This window comes from Sphingobium sp. D43FB, from assembly GCF_002312805.1.
GTDB lineage: Bacteria > Pseudomonadota > Alphaproteobacteria > Sphingomonadales > Sphingomonadaceae > Sphingobium.
Genome location: NZ_NMUA01000008.1, coordinates 120,885 through 139,479, shown reverse-complemented (window position 1 = coordinate 139,479; position 18,595 = coordinate 120,885). Strand labels below are relative to the sequence as shown.

At 64.0% G+C, this 18,595-nt stretch carries 17 protein-coding genes and 1 tRNA gene; 6 read left to right on the top strand and 12 right to left on the bottom strand.

Features of this window, described 5'->3' with window-relative positions:
* Nucleotide 1 precedes the first annotated feature (1 nt).
* The 6 genes from rbfA to rimP all read right to left on the bottom strand — a co-directional run bounded on the left by rbfA (nt 2) and on the right by rimP (nt 6,200).
* Nucleotides 2-403 (bottom strand): 30S ribosome-binding factor RbfA, encoded by a 402-nt coding sequence (rbfA, locus tag SxD43FB_RS09325; RefSeq protein WP_096061930.1) that lies wholly within the window; start codon nt 401-403, stop codon nt 2-4.
* A gap of 47 nt (nt 404-450) precedes the next feature.
* Nucleotides 451-3,054 (bottom strand): translation initiation factor IF-2, encoded by a 2,604-nt coding sequence (infB, locus tag SxD43FB_RS09320; protein ID WP_096061929.1) that lies wholly within the window; start codon nt 3,052-3,054, stop codon nt 451-453.
* 58 nt (nt 3,055-3,112) lie between these two features.
* Nucleotides 3,113-3,781, bottom strand: a complete 669-nt coding sequence (locus SxD43FB_RS09315) for a DUF448 domain-containing protein (RefSeq protein ID WP_096061928.1) — start codon at nt 3,779-3,781, stop codon at nt 3,113-3,115.
* Between the two features lie 63 nt (nt 3,782-3,844).
* Nucleotides 3,845-4,084, bottom strand: coding sequence for a 4-oxalocrotonate tautomerase family protein (locus SxD43FB_RS09310; RefSeq protein ID WP_037473771.1), 240 nt, complete (start codon nt 4,082-4,084; stop codon nt 3,845-3,847).
* 6 nt (nt 4,085-4,090) lie between these two features.
* Complete coding sequence (gene nusA / locus SxD43FB_RS09305) at nt 4,091-5,662, bottom strand: transcription termination factor NusA (protein ID WP_096061927.1); 1,572 nt, start codon at nt 5,660-5,662, stop codon at nt 4,091-4,093.
* 13 nt (nt 5,663-5,675) lie between these two features.
* Nucleotides 5,676-6,200, bottom strand: a complete 525-nt coding sequence (gene rimP, locus SxD43FB_RS09300) for a ribosome maturation protein RimP (protein WP_037473776.1) — start codon at nt 6,198-6,200, stop codon at nt 5,676-5,678.
* Between the two features lie 189 nt (nt 6,201-6,389).
* Between rimP and SxD43FB_RS09295 the strand changes: the two genes are divergently transcribed.
* Together SxD43FB_RS09295 and SxD43FB_RS09290 are read left to right on the top strand one after the other, a co-directional pair.
* Nucleotides 6,390-7,526, top strand: a complete 1,137-nt coding sequence (locus SxD43FB_RS09295) for a PQQ-dependent sugar dehydrogenase (RefSeq protein WP_096061926.1) — start codon at nt 6,390-6,392, stop codon at nt 7,524-7,526.
* A gap of 82 nt (nt 7,527-7,608) precedes the next feature.
* A complete protein-coding gene (locus tag SxD43FB_RS09290) occupies nt 7,609-8,721 on the top strand; it encodes an NADH:flavin oxidoreductase/NADH oxidase (protein ID WP_096061925.1) in 1,113 nt (370 codons plus the stop codon).
* A 43-nt stretch (nt 8,722-8,764) separates the two neighbouring features.
* Here the strand turns inward: SxD43FB_RS09290 and SxD43FB_RS09285 are convergent, their stop codons facing one another.
* The 3 genes from SxD43FB_RS09285 to tpiA form a co-directional block, all read right to left on the bottom strand.
* The gene (locus SxD43FB_RS09285) at nt 8,765-10,399 is read right to left on the bottom strand and encodes a CTP synthase (protein WP_037473782.1); all 1,635 of its coding nucleotides are present in this window, start codon (nt 10,397-10,399) and stop codon (nt 8,765-8,767) included.
* 90 nt (nt 10,400-10,489) lie between these two features.
* The gene (gene secG / locus SxD43FB_RS09280; protein WP_096061969.1) at nt 10,490-10,864 is read right to left on the bottom strand and encodes a preprotein translocase subunit SecG; all 375 of its coding nucleotides are present in this window, start codon (nt 10,862-10,864) and stop codon (nt 10,490-10,492) included.
* Nucleotides 10,865-11,216: 352 nt separating this feature from the next.
* Nucleotides 11,217-11,969 carry a triose-phosphate isomerase gene (tpiA, locus tag SxD43FB_RS09275; RefSeq protein ID WP_096061924.1) on the bottom strand — a complete coding sequence of 251 codons (753 nt, stop codon included), beginning with the start codon at nt 11,967-11,969 and terminating at the stop codon, nt 11,217-11,219.
* A gap of 204 nt (nt 11,970-12,173) precedes the next feature.
* Between tpiA and SxD43FB_RS09270 the strand changes: the two genes are divergently transcribed.
* The 3 genes from SxD43FB_RS09270 (at nt 12,174) to SxD43FB_RS09260 (ending at nt 16,281) form a co-directional block, all read left to right on the top strand.
* On the top strand, nt 12,174-14,123 hold the full coding sequence (locus SxD43FB_RS09270) for a peptidylprolyl isomerase (RefSeq protein WP_096061923.1): 1,950 nt from the start codon (nt 12,174-12,176) through the stop codon (nt 14,121-14,123).
* A gap of 1 nt (nt 14,124) precedes the next feature.
* Nucleotides 14,125-15,636 carry an anthranilate synthase component I gene (trpE, locus tag SxD43FB_RS09265; protein ID WP_096061968.1) on the top strand — a complete coding sequence of 504 codons (1,512 nt, stop codon included), beginning with the start codon at nt 14,125-14,127 and terminating at the stop codon, nt 15,634-15,636.
* Between the two features lie 108 nt (nt 15,637-15,744).
* Nucleotides 15,745-16,281, top strand: a complete 537-nt coding sequence (locus SxD43FB_RS09260; RefSeq protein WP_141249482.1) for a hypothetical protein — start codon at nt 15,745-15,747, stop codon at nt 16,279-16,281.
* Nucleotides 16,282-16,413: 132 nt separating this feature from the next.
* Here SxD43FB_RS09260 and SxD43FB_RS09255 read toward each other — a convergent pair whose 3' ends face one another.
* The 3 genes from SxD43FB_RS09255 to SxD43FB_RS09245 all read right to left on the bottom strand — a co-directional run bounded on the left by SxD43FB_RS09255 (nt 16,414) and on the right by SxD43FB_RS09245 (nt 18,054).
* Nucleotides 16,414-17,139 (bottom strand): extensin family protein, encoded by a 726-nt coding sequence (locus tag SxD43FB_RS09255; protein ID WP_096061921.1) that lies wholly within the window; start codon nt 17,137-17,139, stop codon nt 16,414-16,416.
* 3 nt (nt 17,140-17,142) lie between these two features.
* Nucleotides 17,143-17,913, bottom strand: a complete 771-nt coding sequence (locus tag SxD43FB_RS09250; RefSeq protein ID WP_096061920.1) for an NUDIX domain-containing protein — start codon at nt 17,911-17,913, stop codon at nt 17,143-17,145.
* Between the two features lie 65 nt (nt 17,914-17,978).
* Nucleotides 17,979-18,054 (bottom strand) — tRNA-Ala (locus SxD43FB_RS09245).
* A 117-nt stretch (nt 18,055-18,171) separates the two neighbouring features.
* Between SxD43FB_RS09245 and SxD43FB_RS09240 the strand changes: the two genes are divergently transcribed.
* Nucleotides 18,172-18,507, top strand: coding sequence for a DMT family protein (locus tag SxD43FB_RS09240; protein WP_037476486.1), 336 nt, complete (start codon nt 18,172-18,174; stop codon nt 18,505-18,507).
* Nucleotides 18,508-18,595: the final 88 nt, after the last annotated feature.

Here is an 18,595-nt window from a genome sequence, read left to right as displayed (position 1 = left end):
GTCAATCCTCGTCCGCGTCATCCTTGACCAGGTCCTGCGCGACCTTGGGATCGCGCAGCAGCTTGTCGATGTGGCTGCCTTCGTCGAAACTGTCGTCGGCCAGGAACTTGATCTTGGCGGCATATTTGAGCCGGGTGCGCGATGCGACTTCGCGTTGGAAATAGGCGGTGTTGGTGCGCAATGCCTTTAGCACCGCCTCCTCTTCCCGGCCCAGCAGCGGTTTGATGAAAACCGTGGCGTGGCGCAGGTCGGGCGACATGCGGACTTCGGTGACGCTCACGACATGCTGGGCCAGCACATCGTCATGCACGTCGCCGCGCTGCAGGATTTCCGACAAGATGTGCCGCACCTGTTCGCCCACGCGCAGCGCGCGGACATTTGGACCTTCATTCTGACTGGACATATATCATCCTCATGGCCCCGGCCGAAGCCAGGGACACGTCTTTCCTATCACAGCGTACGAACGCGTTCCTCGACCTCGAACAGTTCGAGCGTGTCGCCAGCCTTGATGTCGTTGGTATCCTGCAACACCGCACCACATTCCATGCCCGCGCGGACTTCGGACACATCGTCCTTGAAGCGCCGCAGCGAGTGGATGACCGTTTTCGACACGATGACATCGTCGCGGGTGAGGCGCGCATTGAGCCCCTTGCGGATGATGCCTTCCATGACGAGCAGGCCTGCCGCCTTGTCCTTCTTGCCGGCCGGGAAGACCTGCAGGACTTCGGCGCGACCAACGATCGTTTCGATGCGTTCCGGTGCGAGCTGGCCCGCCATTTCGTTGCGCACTTCTTCGAGCAGATCGTAGATCACGTCATAATAGCGCAGCGAGATTTTCTCGCGGATCGCCAGCGGACGCGCCTTGGCATTGGGACGGACGTTGAAGCCGATCAGCGGGGCACGGCTGGCGGACGCCAGGGTGACGTCGCTTTCGGTGATCGCGCCGACGCCGGAACTCAAGATACGCACCTTGATCTCGTCCGTCGAAATGCGGTTCAGCGCACTGACGATCGCTTCGACCGATCCCTGCACGTCGCCGCGGATGACCACCGGATATTCGATGACCTTGGTGCTGAGCGCCGAGAACATATTTTCGAAGTTGGTCGGCACCGATGCCGTCCGCTTGCGGGTGATCTGTTCCTGACGATAGGCGGCGACCTCACGGGCGCGCGCCTCATTCTCCACGACCGTCATCTGGTCGCCTGCCATCGGCACGCCCGACAGGCCCAATATCTCGACCGGGGTCGATGGTCCGGCCGATTTGACCTGCTGGCCCTTGTCGTTGATCAGCGCGCGCACCTTGCCGCTTTCCGCGCCGATGACGAAGGTGTCACCGACCTTGAGCGTGCCCTTGCGCACCAGCACGGTCGCGACCGCACCACGGCCCCGGTCGAGTTGCGCCTCGATCACATTGCCTTCGGCAGCGCGATCGGGGTTGGCGGTCAACTCCATCAGTTCGGCCTGGAGCAGGATCTTTTCGATCAGCTCATCAAGGCCGGTCTTCTTGAGCGCCGAAACCTCCACGTCCTGAACGTCGCCACCCATATCCTCGACCACGATCTCTTCGCTCAGCAAGCGCTCACGCACCTTTTGCGGGTTCGCGTCAGGCTTATCGACCTTGTTGATCGCCACGATCATTGGCACGCCAGCCGCCTTGGTATGGTTGATCGCTTCGATCGTCTGCGGCATCAGCCCGTCGTCGGCCGCCACCACCAGGATGACGATGTCGGTGACGTTCGCGCCACGGGCACGCATTTCCGAGAAGGCTTCATGGCCCGGCGTGTCGAGGAAGGTGATGACATCGCCCTTCTTCGTCGTCACCTGATAGGCGCCGATATGCTGGGTGATGCCGCCGCTTTCGCCCGACACGACACTGGTGCCGCGCAGAGCGTCGAGCAGCGACGTCTTGCCATGGTCGACATGGCCCATGATCGTGACCACGGGCGCACGGGGCTTGAGCGCTTCGACCGCATCGGCCTCACCCTCAATCCCGATTTCGATGTCGGCGTCCGACACGCGCTGGATGCGGTGGCCGAATTCTTCGACCAGCAATTCGGCGGTATCCTGATCGATCGACTGGTTGAGCGTGACCGCCTGCCCCATCTTGAACAGCGACTTGACCAGATCCGCGCCCTTTTCGGCCATACGGTTGGCCAGTTCCTGCACGGTGATGACTTCGGGCACGATCACGTCGCGCGACTGTTTCTCGCGCGTCTTGGAGCCACCGGCATAATGGGCGCGGCGTTCCTTTTCACGGGCACGCTTGAGCGCCGCAAGGCTGCGGGCGCGGGCGCTGTCGTCATCGGCCAGCGCCTTGGTGACGGTCAGCTTGCCAGCCTGGCGACGATTATCTTCGCCCTTCTTCGCGCGTTCCGGCTTGGTCGGTTCGGGACGCTTGACCGGCGTAACCGGGGTGAAGCGGCGCGGCGGCGGCGGAGCGGCCGTGGTCGGCGCAGCAGCGGCACCAGTGTCGGCCTCGACCGGCGTTTCAGCGGGCTGAGCGGCGGCTTCCTGCGGCGCGGCGGTCGCTTCGGCGACGGGCGTGGGTTCAGGCGCAGGCGCTTCCTCGACCGCTGGCGCGGACGCGGCGGTTTCGGCAGCCTGGCGATTTTCTTCGGCGCGGCGCTTTTCCGCTTCGATCGCGGCGAGACGCGCGGCGTCTTCACGACGACGCGCCTCTTCCTGCGCGTTCATGCGGGCTTCTTCGGCTTCACGCAGCAGCTTGGCCTGCAATTCCTGACGCGACATCAGGCTCTGCGGCGGCGCGGTGCGCACCGGCTGTTGCTGGCGCGGCGGAGGGGGCGCAGCCGGACGCGGCGCGACAGGCGCGGCAGCGGCGGCAGTCGGCGCGGGATCGGCCTGCGGCGTGGCAGCGGGCGCACCACCGGTGCTTTCGCCCGGCTTGCCCAGGACGCGGCGCCGCTTCACTTCGACCACGACCGTATTCTTGCGGCCATGGCTGAACTGCTGCTGCACCTGACCGGATTCCACGGTCCGCTTGATGCCCAGTGGCTTGCGGCCCAGAACCGGCTTGTCTTCCTTGCTGTCACTCATACGATCGAACTTAACCCTTCACTTCCGCTTCGGCCGGATAGGCCCGCCGACGCCTTATTTATACGTTTGCCTGGACGCCCGGCGCATCGGTGGAGCGTGGCTCCCCATGCGCAGGCGCCTCAGCAGCGCAACCCAGATAGCTTTCCAATCGGCCGATGGCCGCACGCAGACGCGACGCCGCACGCGAGTCGGTCACTGCGATATGGACGACATTGTCGCGCCCCATTGCCATAGATAGGGCGTTGCGGTCCACAGGCAAGACGATGCCCGCAAGATCCGTGCCTTCCGCTTCCTGTCCGACGCGCAGCGCCTGGTCCAGTTTGCGGTTGCCGTCAGGCGCCGCATCCATTGCGTGGAGCAGCAACCGCACCTGGCCCTTGCGGCAGGCGACGTCAATCTTTTCCGATCCGGTCAGCAGCATCGAGGCGCGCGATTCCAGCCCCAGCCGGTCAAGCAGCGCGCGGCGAAGGCCGGTTTCGATCTGATCCGCGAGATCGTCGGGGATCGCCAGTTCGCCCGTTTTGAAGGCGCGGGCGATGGCGCCGCGCAACTTGCCCTTGGCCAGCGCCACTTCCAGTTCGGCGCGCGACACCCCGATCCAGGCACCACGTCCCGGCGCCTTGGCGCGCAGGTCGGGGAGCAACTGATCCTCCGGGCCGATGGCCAGGCGGATGAGATGGTCGGGGTCGGCGCGGTCGCCGGTCAATATGCATTTGCGTTCGGTCATGCCTGCCCCTCCGCCAAAACGGATGAACTGGCAACCCCAACGCTATTGGATAGGCCTAAACGCTCATCGGGGAGTGTCCGCAACATTGGCGTCCTCCCTTGATAAAGCGACAACCGGCGCGCGATCAGCCAGAAGCTGACCCGCCGCGCCATAATTCTCGGTCGAAATTTCCGAAATCACCACCTGCACGGCAGCCGCAGGCTTTCCCAGCCGCTCAACGAGCGACTGGGTGACGTCGGCAACGATCGCGGCTTTTTGCGCGCGGGTTGCCGTGCCGGCCAGACGGATATCGACAAATGGCATCTTGGCTCAGGCTTCCTCGTCTTCAAACCAATGCGCACGGGCGGCCATGATGATCTCATTGCCCTGCTCGTCCGACAGGCCGTAGGCGGCCAGAATGCCACCCTTGTCCTCGGTCGTTTCGCTCTTGCGGCGGCGTTGGTCAACGCGCTTCTTCTGCACCAGCTCGTCGGTGGCCAAGTCGGCCAGATCATCGAGCGTCTTGATGCCCGCCTTGCCCAGCGTCACCAGCATGGCTTCGGTGAGGTGCGGCATGTCGGCCAGCGCATCTTCGACGCCCAGCGCCTGACGCTCTTCGCGCGCAGCGGCTTCGCGACGATCGAGCGCTTCCTGCGCACGGTTCTGCAACTCGGCGGCGAGGTCTTCGTCGAACCCTTCGATCCCGGCCAGTTCCTCGACGCTGACATAGGCGACTTCTTCCAGCTCGCCAAAGCCTTCGGCGACCAGCAGCTGCGAGAGCGTTTCGTCCACGTCCAGTTCGTTCTGGAACAGTTCGGAGCGCGACACGAATTCCTTCTGGCGCTTCTCGCTTGCATCAGCCTCGGTCATGATGTCGATCGCCTTGCCGGTCAGCTGGCTGGCGAGGCGGACATTCTGACCGCGACGGCCGATGGCGAGGCTGAGCTGATCGTCGGGGACGACCACTTCGATCCGCTCTTCTTCCTCATCGATGACGACGCGGCTGACCTGCGCGGGCTGCAGCGCGTTGACGACGAAGGTCGCGGTATCTTCCGACCAGGGGATGATGTCGATCTTTTCGCCCTGCATTTCCTGCACGACGGCTTGCACGCGGCTGCCCTTCATGCCGACGCAGGCGCCGACTGGATCAATGCTGCTGTCGCGGCTGATGACGCCGATCTTGGCGCGGCTGCCCGGATCGCGGGCGGCGGCCATGATGGTGATGACGCCATCATAGATTTCGGGGACTTCCTGCGCGAACAGCTTTTTCATGAATTCGGGATGGGCGCGCGACAGGAAAATTTGCGGCCCGCGATTTTCGCGGCGCACGTTCAGCACGACCGAGCGAATCCGGTCACCGACCCGGACGACTTCGCGCGGGATCTGCTGGTCGCGGCGGATGACGCCTTCGGCCCGGCCGAGGTTCACCACGACATGGCCAAATTCGACCGACTTGACGACGCCGGTGATGATTTCACCCACGCGGTCCTTATATTCTTCATGCTGGCGCTCGCGCTCGGCATCGCGGACCTTCTGGAAGATCACCTGCTTGGCCGACTGGGCATCGATGCGGCCGAGGTCGATCGCGGGCAGCGGATCGACAATGAAGTCGCCGACGACCGAGTCTGCCTTCAGCTTCTGCGCGGCCTTCAGATCGACCTGCTTGAAATAATCCTCGACGGTGTCGACCACCTCGACCACGCGCCACAAGCGCAGGTCGCCGGTTTCCGGGTCCAGCTTGGCGCGGATGTCGTTTTCAGCGCCATAGCGGGCGCGCGCGGCGCGCTGGATCGCATCCTCCATCGCCTCGATGACGATGGCCTTGTCGATCATCTTTTCCGACGCCACCGAATTGGCGATGGCGATCAGTTCTGCCCGGTTGGCGGAAATGGCGTTGGCCATGACTTATGAACCCTTATTCTTCGGTTTCAAATTCATCCGCCCCATCGGAGGAAAGCGGCATGGTAGCAGAAATCAGCGCGTCGGTCAGCACCAGCTTGGCACCATCGATCAGGCCGAAGGGGATGACGACATTGCCAGCCTTGGTATCGCGAAACTGGATATCCTCGCCCTCGACCCCGCCAAGGATGCCCTTGAAGGTCTTGCGCCCCTCGATCGCCTCGGTCACGGTGATGCGCGCTTCGAACCCGCCCCATTCGACAAAGTCGTGCAGGCGGGTGAGCGGGCGGTCGATGCCGGGCGAACTGACTTCGAGACGATAGGCTTCCTCGATCGGGTCGACCTCGTCCAGCAAATCGGACAGGCGGCGCGACAAAGCGGCGCAATCCTCGATCACCAACTGCTTGGTTTCGGGCCGTTCGGCCATGATCTGAAGCGTGCGATCATCGCCCGATCCGAACAGCTTGATCCGCACAAGGTCAAAGCCCAAAGCCTTCGCCTCAGGTTCGATCAACGCTGTCAGTGCGGCGATGTCCGCCATGCAATCTCCAAATCCAGATATATGCGCGCTTTCGCTGCCGCAGGCTGGTTGCCTGCGACCCTGACATGTTTGACGATGTAAGGAAGCAATGCCGATATAGGCGGAGACCATTAAATCTGCAACATTAATCGTCCCCACTCATTCTATCGCTCAAGACCCACCTGTGAACGCTCATAACCGGAGATCGCGATGCGCCGTATAGCCATGACCGCCCTGCCCCTCATCCTCATGGCCTGTTCGGCCGAAAACGCCACGGGCCAAAATGCGGCCGCGCCTGCCGACAAGCCCTTCGCCACCGCCACCATCGCGGATTTCGATTCGCCCTGGGCGATGACCTTCCTGCCCGACGGGCGCGCGCTGGTAACGGAAAAGGCGGGCGAGATGCTGTTGTTCGATCCCAAGAACGGCACGAAGATCCCGATCGCGGGCATCCCGACCGTCGATAGCGCCGGACAAGGCGGATTGATGGACGTCGTCCTGTCGCCCGGCTTCGCGCAGGACAAGATGGTCTATTTCAGCTTTTCCGAAAGCCGTGACGGCGGCAAGGGCGTGGCGCTGGCCAAGGGGGCCTTTGCGCAGGCGAGCGACGGGACGACCAGCCTGACCGACGTGCAGGTGATTTTCCGCGCCAGCCCCTATGTCGAGGGCAATGGCCATTATTCCGGGCGCATCGCCTTTTCGCCCGACGGCAAATATCTGTTCTTCACCAATGGCGAGCGGCAGAAATTCGATCCGGCCCAAGACCCCAAATCGACCCTGGGCAAAGTGTTGCGCCTCAATCCCGACGGCACCCCGGCGGCGGGCAATCCGCTGGCGGCCAAGGGCTTTCATCCCGCCATCTGGTCCTATGGCCATCGCAATCTGCTCGGCATCGCCTTTGACGGCGATGGTCGCCTGTGGGAGCAGGAAATGGGGCCGAAGGGCGGCGACGAGGTGAACCTCATCAAGCCGGGTCTCAACTATGGCTATCCCACCGTGTCGAACGGCAGCCATTATGATGGTCGCGACATTCCCGACCATAAGCCGGGCGATGGCTTCGAAGCACCCAAGGTGAGCTGGAATCCGGTGATTTCGCCGGGCGGCCTGCTCTATTATTCGGGCGATATGTTCCCGGCCTGGAAGGGATCGCTGTTCATCGGCGGCCTGTCGAGCAAGGCGTTGGTCCGGGTCAAGCTGGAGGGCGACAATGCAGCCAAGGGCGATCAATGGGACATGGGCGCGCGCATCCGCGATGTCGACCAGGGGCCGGACGGCGCGCTGTGGGTGCTGGAGGATGGCGGCGATGGCTCACAAGGCCGGTTGTTGAAACTGACGCCCAAGCGCTGACGATAAGCGCAATGCCCTCGATCGACGATCCGTGCGGTCGAGGGCATAGTGCCGGAAGGCTTCACCGTTTGAAGGATAGTGTATGAGTGGCCCCAAATTATTCGAGCCGATAACGGTCGGCGGCCTGACACTGGACAATCGCATCGTCATCGCGCCGATGTGCCAATATTCGGCCGTCGATGGCCAGATGAATGATTGGCATCAGATCCATCTGGGGCAGTTGGCGCTGTCCGGGGCGGGATTGCTGACGATCGAGGCCAGCGCCGTCCTCCCCGAAGGCCGGATCAGCCATGCCGATGTCGGGTTGTGGGATGATGCGACCCAAGCGGCGATGAAACAGGTGCTGGACAGCGTGCGCCGCCATTCCGACATGCCGATTGCGATTCAGTTGGGCCATGCCGGTCGCAAGGCATCGACGCACGTCCCCTGGCAGGGGAGCAAGCAAATTGCGCCGGACGCGGTCAATGGCTGGCAGACCGTTGCTCCGTCAGCCCTGCCCTTCACGCCCGGTAGCGTTGCGCCGCGCGCTCTGGATCGCGATGGCATTGCCAAGCTGATCGAGGCTTTTGTGAGCGCGGCGAAACGCGCGCATCATCTCGGCATCGACGCCATCCAGTTGCACGGCGCGCATGGCTATCTGCTGCATCAATTCCTCTCGCCCCTCTCGAACCAGCGGGACGATGATTATGGAGGAAGTCTGGACAACCGGATGCGCCTGCCGCTGGAAATCTTCGATGCCGTCCGCGCGGCCTTCCCTACCGACAAGCCGGTGACGATGCGTGTGTCCGGCACGGACTGGGTCGAGGGCGGATGGGATATCGAGCAGACCATCGCCTTCGCCAAAGCGCTGGAGGCGCGGGGTTGCGCGGCCATCCATGTGTCGAGCGGCGGGCTGCATCCCGATCAGGCGATTCCCGTTGGGCCGAGCTATCAGGTGCCACTGGCCCGCGCGGTCAAGCAGGCCGTGTCGATCCCCGTCGTCGCCGTCGGCCTGATCACCGATTTCGAGCAGGCCGAAGCGATTGTCGGGACCGGGGACGCGGATATGATCGCGATCGCGCGGACGATTCTCTATGATCCACGCTGGCCATGGCATGCGGCGGCGCATCTTGGTGCCACCGTCAAGGCGGCCAACCAATATCTGCGGTGCCAGCCGCGCCAATATCGCCATCTGTTCGACGCCGCGCGTCCCTGAACGCCGACAAAAAAAAGGGAGCGTCGAAGCGCTCCCTTTTTCCTTATACCAACCGGCTCTGCTTGACCGCCGCTTCGATGAAGCTGGCGAACAGGGGATGGGGATCGAAGGGTTTGGATTTCAGTTCCGGGTGGAACTGGACGCCGACGAACCAGGGATGGTCAGGCCGCTCGACGATTTCGGGCAGCGTGCCGTCGGGCGACATGCCGGAGAAGAGCAGCCCGCCCTTTTCCAGTGGTTCGCGATAGCCAGCGTTGACTTCATAGCGATGGCGGTGCCGTTCGCTGATTTCGGTGGTGCCATAGACGCCAGCGACGACGCTATTGCCCGTCAGTTTGGCGGGATAAGCGCCCAGCCGCATGGTGCCGCCCAGGTCGGTTTCGGCGGTGCGCTTCTGCAAGCCTTCGGTGCTCATCCATTCGGTGATAAGGCCGACGACCGGTTCGCTGGTTTCGCCAAATTCGGTGGTCGATGCCTGTTCGATACCCGCCGTGTTCCGCGCGCCTTCGATACAGGCCATCTGCATGCCGAGGCAGATGCCGAAGAAGGGCACGCCGCGTTCGCGCGCGAACTGGACCGAGGCAATCTTGCCTTCCGACCCGCGCACGCCGAAGCCGCCGGGGACCAGGATGCCGTGCATCGGTTCAAGCCGGGCGGTGATGTCCGAATCCGCTTCCTCGAACAGCTCCGCGTCGATCCACTTGATGTTGACCTTCACCCGATTGGCAAGGCCGCCATGGTGGAGCGCTTCGTGCAGCGATTTATAGGCGTCGAGCAGGCCGACATATTTGCCGACCACGCCGATCGTCACTTCGCCTTCCGGGTTCTGCTGCCGGTCCATGATGTCGTCCCACCGCTCCATCGAGGGCTCGGGGGCATCATCGATGCCAAAGGCGCGCAGGACTTCGGCGTCCAGCCCTTCGGCATGATATTGCTGCGGCACGGCATAGATGCTGGAGGCGTCGAGCGCGGGGATGACCGCTTCGGGACGCACGTTGCAGAAGAGGGCGATCTTCTTGCGCTCGCTTTCGGGCAAGGGATGTTCGCAGCGGCACAGCAAGATGTCCGGCTGGATGCCGAGCGACGTCAGTTCGCGGACGCTATGCTGGGTCGGCTTGGTCTTCAATTCGCCGGCCGCCGCGATATAGGGCACCAGCGTCACATGGACGAAGATCGATTGGCCACGATCGAGGTCGTTATGCAGCTGGCGAATCGCCTCCATGAAGGGCAGCGATTCGATATCGCCCACGGTGCCGCCGATCTCGCACAGGACGAAGTCGAGACCGTCGGTATCGGCGAGGGCGAACGCCTTGATCTCGTCCGTGACGTGTGGAATGACCTGTACGGTTGCGCCCAGATAATCGCCGCGCCGTTCGCGCTGGATGATCGTCTGATAGACGCGGCCCTGCGTGACATTGTCCGACTGGCGCGCGGAAACGCCGGTAAAGCGTTCATAATGGCCAAGATCGAGGTCGGTTTCCGCACCATCGTCGGTCACATAGACTTCGCCATGCTGATAGGGGGACATGGTCCCCGGATCGACGTTGAGATAGGGGTCGAATTTCCGAATGCGGACGCGATAGCCCCTCGCTTGCAGCAGCGCTGCAAGGGATGCGGCCATGAGGCCTTTTCCGAGCGAGGAGACCACGCCGCCGGTGATGAATATATACCGCGCCATGGGAGAGAAGGGTTAGCCTTTCGGAACAACAAAGGGCAAGCGCGCGAATCCACGCGCGCTTAAAAAAGATCAGCGATGTCGATGAACGGTTTAGTTGGCGAGGGGAACCGCGCCGTTGGCCGCCGCACCATTGCCGACCGAATCGGCCGCACCGGTCAACGGATCGACGGTGCCGGTCGCGGGCGCGCCCTGGCTCGTCGGTGCCTGCCGCACCAGCGAGGTGTCGATGTCGGTCGGGGCATGGCGCACCGCCGCGATCACCGCCATGGCGATCGACAACAGAACGAAGACCGTCGCCAGGATGGAGGTGGACCGGGTGAGGAAATCCGCCGCGCCGCGCGCCGACATGAAGCCAGCCGGGCTACCGCCCACGCCCAGCCCGCCGCCTTCCGACTTCTGCATCAGGATGACGGTGACCAGCAGGGCGGCCACGATGGCCTGCACGACGAGAAGAAAAGTGAACATGCGACGGGTTTCTGTCCGGGTAAGGAGGGCGTTGCCGGGCACATAGCGACGAAGCGACGCGGGGGCAACCATTGCGCGCGTTCACGTTGCACGGGATCATTCTAAGTCCGTTCGCCCTACGCCTACCGAAAGGAAGCAGAGGGCTTCGACAGGCTCAGCCCGAACGGTGGAAAGTTTCGGAATGAACCGCCACCCCGTCGGCGGTGGCGACAACCAACCATCCTCCCCTGGCAGGGGAGGTGGCAGGGCGTAGCCCTGACGGAGGGGTGTCACGCTATCGATGGGGTTACACCCCTCCACCACTGGCTTCGCCAGCGGTCCCCCTCCCCCGCCGGGGGAGGAATTTGGTGCGCTAACCCACCACCCCATCCGCCGCCGCGATGATGGGTGCGAATTTTTCGGCGGTCAGGCTGGCGCCGCCGACCAGGCCGCCATCGACATCGGCGATGGCCATCAGTTCGGCGGCATTGTCGCCGTTCATCGATCCGCCATAGAGGATGCGCATACCCTGCGCTTCGTCGCTGATCCGGCTCGCCAGCGCGGCGCGCAAGGCGGCGTGCATGGTCGCGACCGCCTCCATCGTCGGGATGCGGCCAGTGCCGATTGCCCAGATGGGTTCATAGGCGATGGCGAGCCAGTCCGCCGCCGCGCCGTCGGGCAAGGAGGCGAGCAATTGCGCCGACACCACCGCTTCGGCGTCGCCCGCGTCGCGCACGTCCAGGCTTTCGCCCACGCATAGGATGACGCCGAGGCCCGCTGCCTTGGCGGCCAACGCCTTGGCCGCGACATCGCCGTCGGTTTCGCCCTGGTCCTGCCGCCGCTCGCTATGGCCGACGATGGTCCAACTTGCTCCGGCTTCGGCCAGCATCGCCGCCGACAGGCAGCCGGTATGCGCGCCGCTTACCTGCATGTGGCAATCCTGTGCGCCGATGAAGGCGCCGCCCTTGCGCGCGTCCGCCGCCGCGATCAGCGTTGCAGGCAGGCAGAGGCCGACCTCTACCGCTGGATGCTGCGCCGCGCGTGCGCCGATGGCGGCGACCTCGTCCAACGCGGCCTGCATCCCGTTCATTTTCCAGTTGCCGACAACCAGCTTGCGCCTGCTCATCGTCTATTCCCCTTATTCTTTATTGCTGCACGTCGCCCCGCCCCCTCCGCCGCGCGCCTGTGTGGCGTCACGCCTCCATCGGAAGGGACATGGACTGGCCAGAGGCGATGAACGGCGCTCGCGCATTTGTCCAGTGCAAGCCTTGCCGCCGCGCGCATCCGCCCTTAAAGCGGGCCGCCATCCCGCCGCAGTTCGGATATTTTCATGCTTTCTGTCTTTCGCCGCTTCATCAAATCCCGGTTCGGGGCAGTGTTCGCGCTGCTATTCTTAGGGACGATCGCCGCAGCCTTCATCCTGGGCGATCTGTCGAGCGGCCAGTTCGGCACCAGCTTTGGCGGTGGCGGCACGGCGGCGAAGGCCAAGGGCTACAAGCTGACCGAAACCGAATTGCAGGAGCGGGTGCAGCGGGTGTTCGACAATGCGCGCCGGTCCGATCCCGGTCTGCAGATCAACGATTTCTTCGCGCAGGGCGGCGCGGCGCAGGTCTATGACCAGCTGGTCGCGTCGCTGGCGCTGCGCGCCTTTGCCGACGATCAGGGCATGCATATCTCCAAGCGGCTGGTCGATGCGCAGATTGCGCAAATCCCGGCGTTTCAAGACGCGGCGGGCAATTTCAGCCAGGAGAATTTCCGCAATCTGCTGGCGCGCGAGCGGCTGACGGAAAAGGATCTGCGCGACGATATCAGCCGCGAAATCCTGCAGCGGCAGTTGCTGACCCCGATCGGCATGGGCGTCAAGCCGAGCGACAGCCTGGTCCTGCCCTATGCCTCGCTGCTGCTGGAAGCGCGGCAGGGCACGGTTGCGGCAATCCCGGCGGTTGCTTTCCTGGACGAGAAAGACCCGACCGACGCGCAACTGGCCGATTTCTACAAGCGCAATGCCGATCGCTTCACCATCCCCGAACAGCGGCGCATCCGCTATGCCGTGGTCGATGCCGAGCGTTTCGCGCAGGCTTCGCAGCCAAGCGATGCGGAAATCACCGCCGCTTATAGCCAGAACAAGGCCGCCTATGCCGCCAAGCAGAGCCGGACGGTGGAGCAGCTGGTGCTACCGACCGAGGCGGCTGCCAAGGCGATTGCCGACAAGGTGAAGGGCGGCGCGTCGCTGTCCGCCGCGGCGCAGGGCGCTGGCCTCGCGGTCGCGACGCTGGCCGACCAGACGCCCGCCGCACTGACCACAACGGCGGGCAAGGCTGCGGCCGATGCCGCCTTTGCCGCCAAGCAAGGCGATCTGGTTGGTCCGGTACGCGGGCCGCTCGGCTGGCTGTTGCTGCGCGTCACGGCGGTCAAGGATATTCCCGCCCGCGCGCTGGCATCGGTGCGGGACGAAATCGTCGCGACGCTGCGGACGCAGAAGGAAAAGCAATTGCTGGCCGACTTTACCGGCAAGCTGGAGGATCAGATCGCCGATGGCGGGACGTTCGAGGAAGTGGTCAAGGATAATGGCCTCAAGCTCGAAACCAGCCCGTTGTTGCTCGCCACCGGCAAGCAGGTCGAGGATCAGGCCTATGTGGTCGCACCCGACGTGCAGCCGCTGCTGGCGCCTGTCTTTGCCATGAGCGCCGACGACGACGCGCAGATGGTGCCGATCACTCCAGACAAGCGCTATGCGATGATCGCACCGGGCGAGATCGTCGCCGCCGCGCCGCCGCCGCTGGCCAAGGTCAAGCCGATCGTGCAGGCGCAATATAAGCTGAACGCCGGCAACGATAAGGCGAAGGCATTGGCCGAACAGATCCGCGCCAAGGTCGCCAAGGGCATGAAGCTGGCCGACGCGATCGCGCAGGCCGGCGTCAAGCTGCCCGCGCCGCAGACGCTGAGTGGCAAGCGCGCCGACATCATGCGCGGCGAGCAGCGCCCACCGGCCGAAATCGCCATCCTCTTCTCGATGGCGGCGAACACGGTCAAGACGCTGCCGATCGGCCAGGATCGCGGCTATTTCGTGGTCCAGCTCAACGCGATCGAACGGGGCGATGCCAAGAACCAGCCCGAATTGATGGCGCAGATGCGCGACCAGCTCGGCGAAGTGATCGGCCAGGAATATGGCCAGCAGTTCGAGCGCGCGGTCGAAAAGCATCTGAAGGTCACGCGCAATGCCAATGCGGTCGAAGGCGTGCGCAGGGCGCTGGCCGCCACCACCAGCGGCGACCAATAAGATGATCGCAGGCGGGGGCGACGCAGCGGCGCGGGCGGCGTTGGAACGCGGCGAGTCCGCGCTGGTGTGGCGGCGGCAGATTGCCGACACCGACACGCCGATCTCCGCCGCGCTCAAATTGTTCGAGGCCGATCGCGGCGACTATCTGCTCGAATCGGTCGAGGGCGGCGCGGTGCGCGGCCGCTACAGCCTGATCGGCCTGGCCCCCGACCTGGTGTTTCGCGCCCATGGGCAGAGCGCCGCGATCAACCGTCACTGGGCGACCGACCGCGACACCTTTGCGCCGCTGGAGGCGGCCGCGCTGGACGCCTTGCGCGATCTGGTCGCCGAATGCCGGGCAGAGATGGACCCGGCGCTGCCCGCAGCGCTGGCCTGTCTGGTCGGCTATTTCGGCTATGAGACGGTGGGCCTGGTCGAGAAACTGCCCCGCCCTGCCCCCAATCCGATCGACCTGCCCGACATGCTGTTCGTGCGGCCGACCGTCATTCTGATCTTCGATCGCCTGGCCGACCAGCTCTATCTGGTCGCGCCGGTGTGGAAGGGCAGTTTTGCCGACGCGGATCGCGCCATCGCGCAGGCGTTGGAGCGGATCGAAGCGACCGCCGCGCGGCTGGCTGCACCGATCCCGGCCCTCCCCGCCCCGGCCGACATTGCCGACATCGCCGTGACGCCGGTGCTGGAGCCGGGCCGCTATGCCGCCATGGTCGATCGCGCCAAAGAATATATCGTGGCGGGCGACATTTTTCAGGTGGTGCTGGCACAGCGTTTCACCAGCCCCTTCACCCTGCCGCCGATCGCGCTTTATCGGGCACTGCGGCGGATCAATCCCTCGCCCTTCCTCTATTATCTCGACCTGCCCGGCTTCGCGCTTATCGGGTCAAGCCCCGAAATCCTGGTCCGGGCGCGCGATGGCGAAGTCACGATCCGGCCGATCGCAGGCACGCGCCCGCGCGGCAAGAACGCCGTGGAGGACGCCGCGAACCGCGAAAGCCTGCTCGCCGATCCCAAGGAGCGGGCCGAACATCTGATGCTGCTCGACCTTGGCCGCAACGATGTCGGCCGGGTAGCGACCGCTGGCAGCGTGACCGTGACCGACAGCTACACCGTCGAATTTTACAGCCATGTCATGCATATCGTGTCCAACGTGGTCGGCCGCCTGTCGCCAGAGAAGGACGCGCTCGACGCCCTGTTCGCTGGCTTTCCGGCGGGCACCGTGTCCGGCGCGCCCAAGGTGCGCGCGTGCGAGATCATCGCCGAGCTGGAACCCGAAACGCGCGGGGCCTATGCTGGCGGCGTCGGCTATTTCGGGCCGGACGGCAATATGGACAGCTGCATCGTGCTGCGCACCGCGGTGTTGAAGGATGGCGTGATGCATGTGCAGGCCGGTGCAGGCATCGTCGCGGATTCGAACCCCGATTATGAGCAGCGTGAGTGCGAGGCCAAGAGCGGTGCGTTGCTGGCAGCGGCGCGCGAAGCCGTGGCGTTGGCGCGGGATGCGGGGTTTGGGCAGTAGGTCACGGTCCAATCGCCGCGATGTATATCAAAGCATGTCCGTTTAAAAAGCGTTTTGACTCGCCACTCACATGCGCGTAGCTTCTCTTTAATAGAGAAGGAGCATGCGATGCGATTGGCTTTCCTGACATCCCTCTGTTGCGCTTTAGCGACGCCGGCAATGGCGCAGGTCGTGCAAGGCCCCGTGACATCGTCCGGCCTTTACGCTTTTTCGGCTAACAGCACGGGCGATACCACTACACCAACAGACCTGGGCGGTCGCTCTTATGATGTCTCAGCCGCCAAAGCCGCCAGCGTCCTTATTTCTGACGGTCGCTATGCTGAAGCTGACGCGATGCTCACCGACAGTATAGCCCGCTCTGCCAATCGCCAGACCCGATTCCTGAAAGCTGTTGCTTCACTGGGCGTCGGCGATGCTGAAACGGCGAAGCGCTACTTCCGCACTTTGGTAAAAATGGGCCACTACCGCCATGTCGGTGCGGTGTCTGGTCTGGCGATTGCGGAAATCCGTCTCGGCAATGCGGATACAGCACGCGATCTGTTGCGAAATCTGCGGTCGCAGCAGGAGAAATGCGGCATGGATTGTAGCCGTGCCCAATCTCTACAACAGGCTATCGGCGCAGTGGAAAAGGCTTTTGTGTCCTGAAGGGGCTGCAGCGTAGGTAACTCGGCAGAACGACGAGCTTTTGGTTCTTGGACATTTTCCGGTAACTGACGGATATCACACGGGGCAGCTTGGTCTATTATGACGAATGAGCCAATCTAAGCCTTGCGGCCCCTACCGGCAGGCCCGTCCCCCCATTGCGCCGCGTTCGGCCTGGTCGAGATGAAAATGGTCGCGGTGCGCGGCATTATAGTCGGGTGACAGGACGGTCGCAAACAGGTCGCACGCCCCGTCGCGCACGGCGCGCAGGAATTGCGCATCCTCGCCCTCACCTTTCCAGTCGCGCAGCACGCTGATGCTGCGGCCGTCGGCCAGGGTGAAGTCGGCCACGTCGAGCGCGTCGGCGGTCGCATGTTCGCTGAAATCGCCTTGGCTGCGGCCATACATGCGGCGACAGCTATAGCTGCCCAGATGGCGCACGGACCGTACCGACTGGCCGTAGATGCGCTGGGCGGCGGGCTGCACGACCTGCCACTCCCATAGTTTGAGCGCGGCGACGACCGGGCAGGACGGCGCGACCGACGCCGGGGCCAGCGCGATCGCATCCTTTTCCGCGCGCAACCGCACCGCGTCGGCATAGGCGCATTGGTCCGCGCCACCCGGCTGCACCGCGACATAATCGACGCCCGCCCGGTCGAGCAGCGCGCGGCATTGCGCGGCGTCACCGGTCAGCGCCGTCAGCTTGCGCCCGGTGAACATGCCGATCGGTTGGCTGAGGTCCAGCTCAGTCCACGGCATGTCCTGCGGCCGCTGCCGCACCAGCGCATAGCCGAGCAGCAGGAGAAACAGCAGGACGGCGAGCAGGACGAGCCGGCGAAGGGTCACATGAAGTTTGCGCATGGCTCAAGCACGCCTGACCTGCCCCATAGGTTCCGACGTGATCGGATATCCCAGATGATCGGGGATGCATAAATGGCGCTCGCCGTCGCGCTCCTCCTGCCAGGGCCGTACTTTTTCGACAGGATAGGCGCGCGCATGGGCGACCAGTTCGGCATGGTTGGCGCACAGGGCCAGCCGCTCCAGATTGCGCCGCGTCGGATAAATCACCTTCCCCTCCCCCGCATCGCATTGCGCCAGCGTGGCCGTCGCGCCGCTCCAGAACAGTTTTACATTTTCGGTCGTGTCGACGGTGGCCATCTGTCCGTCCGGCGCGCGGGCGATGTAGAAGCGCGTGTCGAAGATCCGCGTTGCCTGATCGAAGGGCGCGGGATGCCAGCGGGCAAAGGGCGTCAGCGCATCGAACGCGACTTCCAGCCGATGCCGATCGAGCAACGCCCCTAGGCCCACGCCTTCGCGCAAGCCGTCGCGCAGGCGCAGCACGGTGGCGGCGTCCACCACGCCATGCAAGCCAACGCCCAGCCCGGCTTCCTCGATCGTTTCGCGAATCGCGGCGATGCGTGCGGCGGCCTCGTCCTGCTCCAGTCCGTGATCGATCCGCGCGGCCAGATCATGATCGTCCGCATCGACCGCGCCGCCCGGAAAGACGAGCGCGCCTGCGGCAAAGGCCATGGTGCTGGCCCGTTCCATCATCAATATATCCGGCGGCCCATCGGCCCGGTCGCGCACGATCACGACGGTGGCAGCCGGACGGCTGCGATCTTCCATATCTGTCATGAGACCGCCTTAGGCGCGCAGGGCGCTGGCGGTAAAGTCCTTCGAGCAACCCCAAAGGGAGGGGTTGGTGGAGCCTAGCGGGATCGAACCGCTGACCTCGTCATTGCGAACGACGCGCTCTCCCAGCTGAGCTAAGGCCCCAAAGGAGCGCTGCCTATAGGCGAGGGATTTGGCGCTTGCAACGGTCTTTTTGCACGATCGCTTGCGCCGCCGCCGTGCGCGGTGCCAAAGCGTTCGCCCGTCCCAAAAGAGGCCCCTATGCCGACCATCGCCCTGCTGATCATCTCCAATGTCTTCATGACCATCGCCTGGTATTGGCACCTCAAGGGCGGGATGGAAAAGCCGATCCTGCTGGTCATCCTGATCAGCTGGGGCATCGCGCTGGTCGAATATTGTTTTGCCGTTCCCGCCAACCGCATCGGCTATGCACATGGCTGGAGCGCGGGACAGTTGAAGGTCGCACAGGAAGCGATCGCGCTGGTCATTTTCGGCGGCTTCATGGTCACCGTGCTGGGCGAACCCCTCCACTGGCGCCACCTCGCCGCCTTCGCCTGCATCATGGGCGCGGTGGGGTTCCTTTTCGTGGGGAAATAGTCGCAGAACCTGCCGTCGTATCTCGCACGAAGGTCTGACCTAAATGAATTCTGTTGATTTGGATCAATAATAACGACTAGCCTACCAC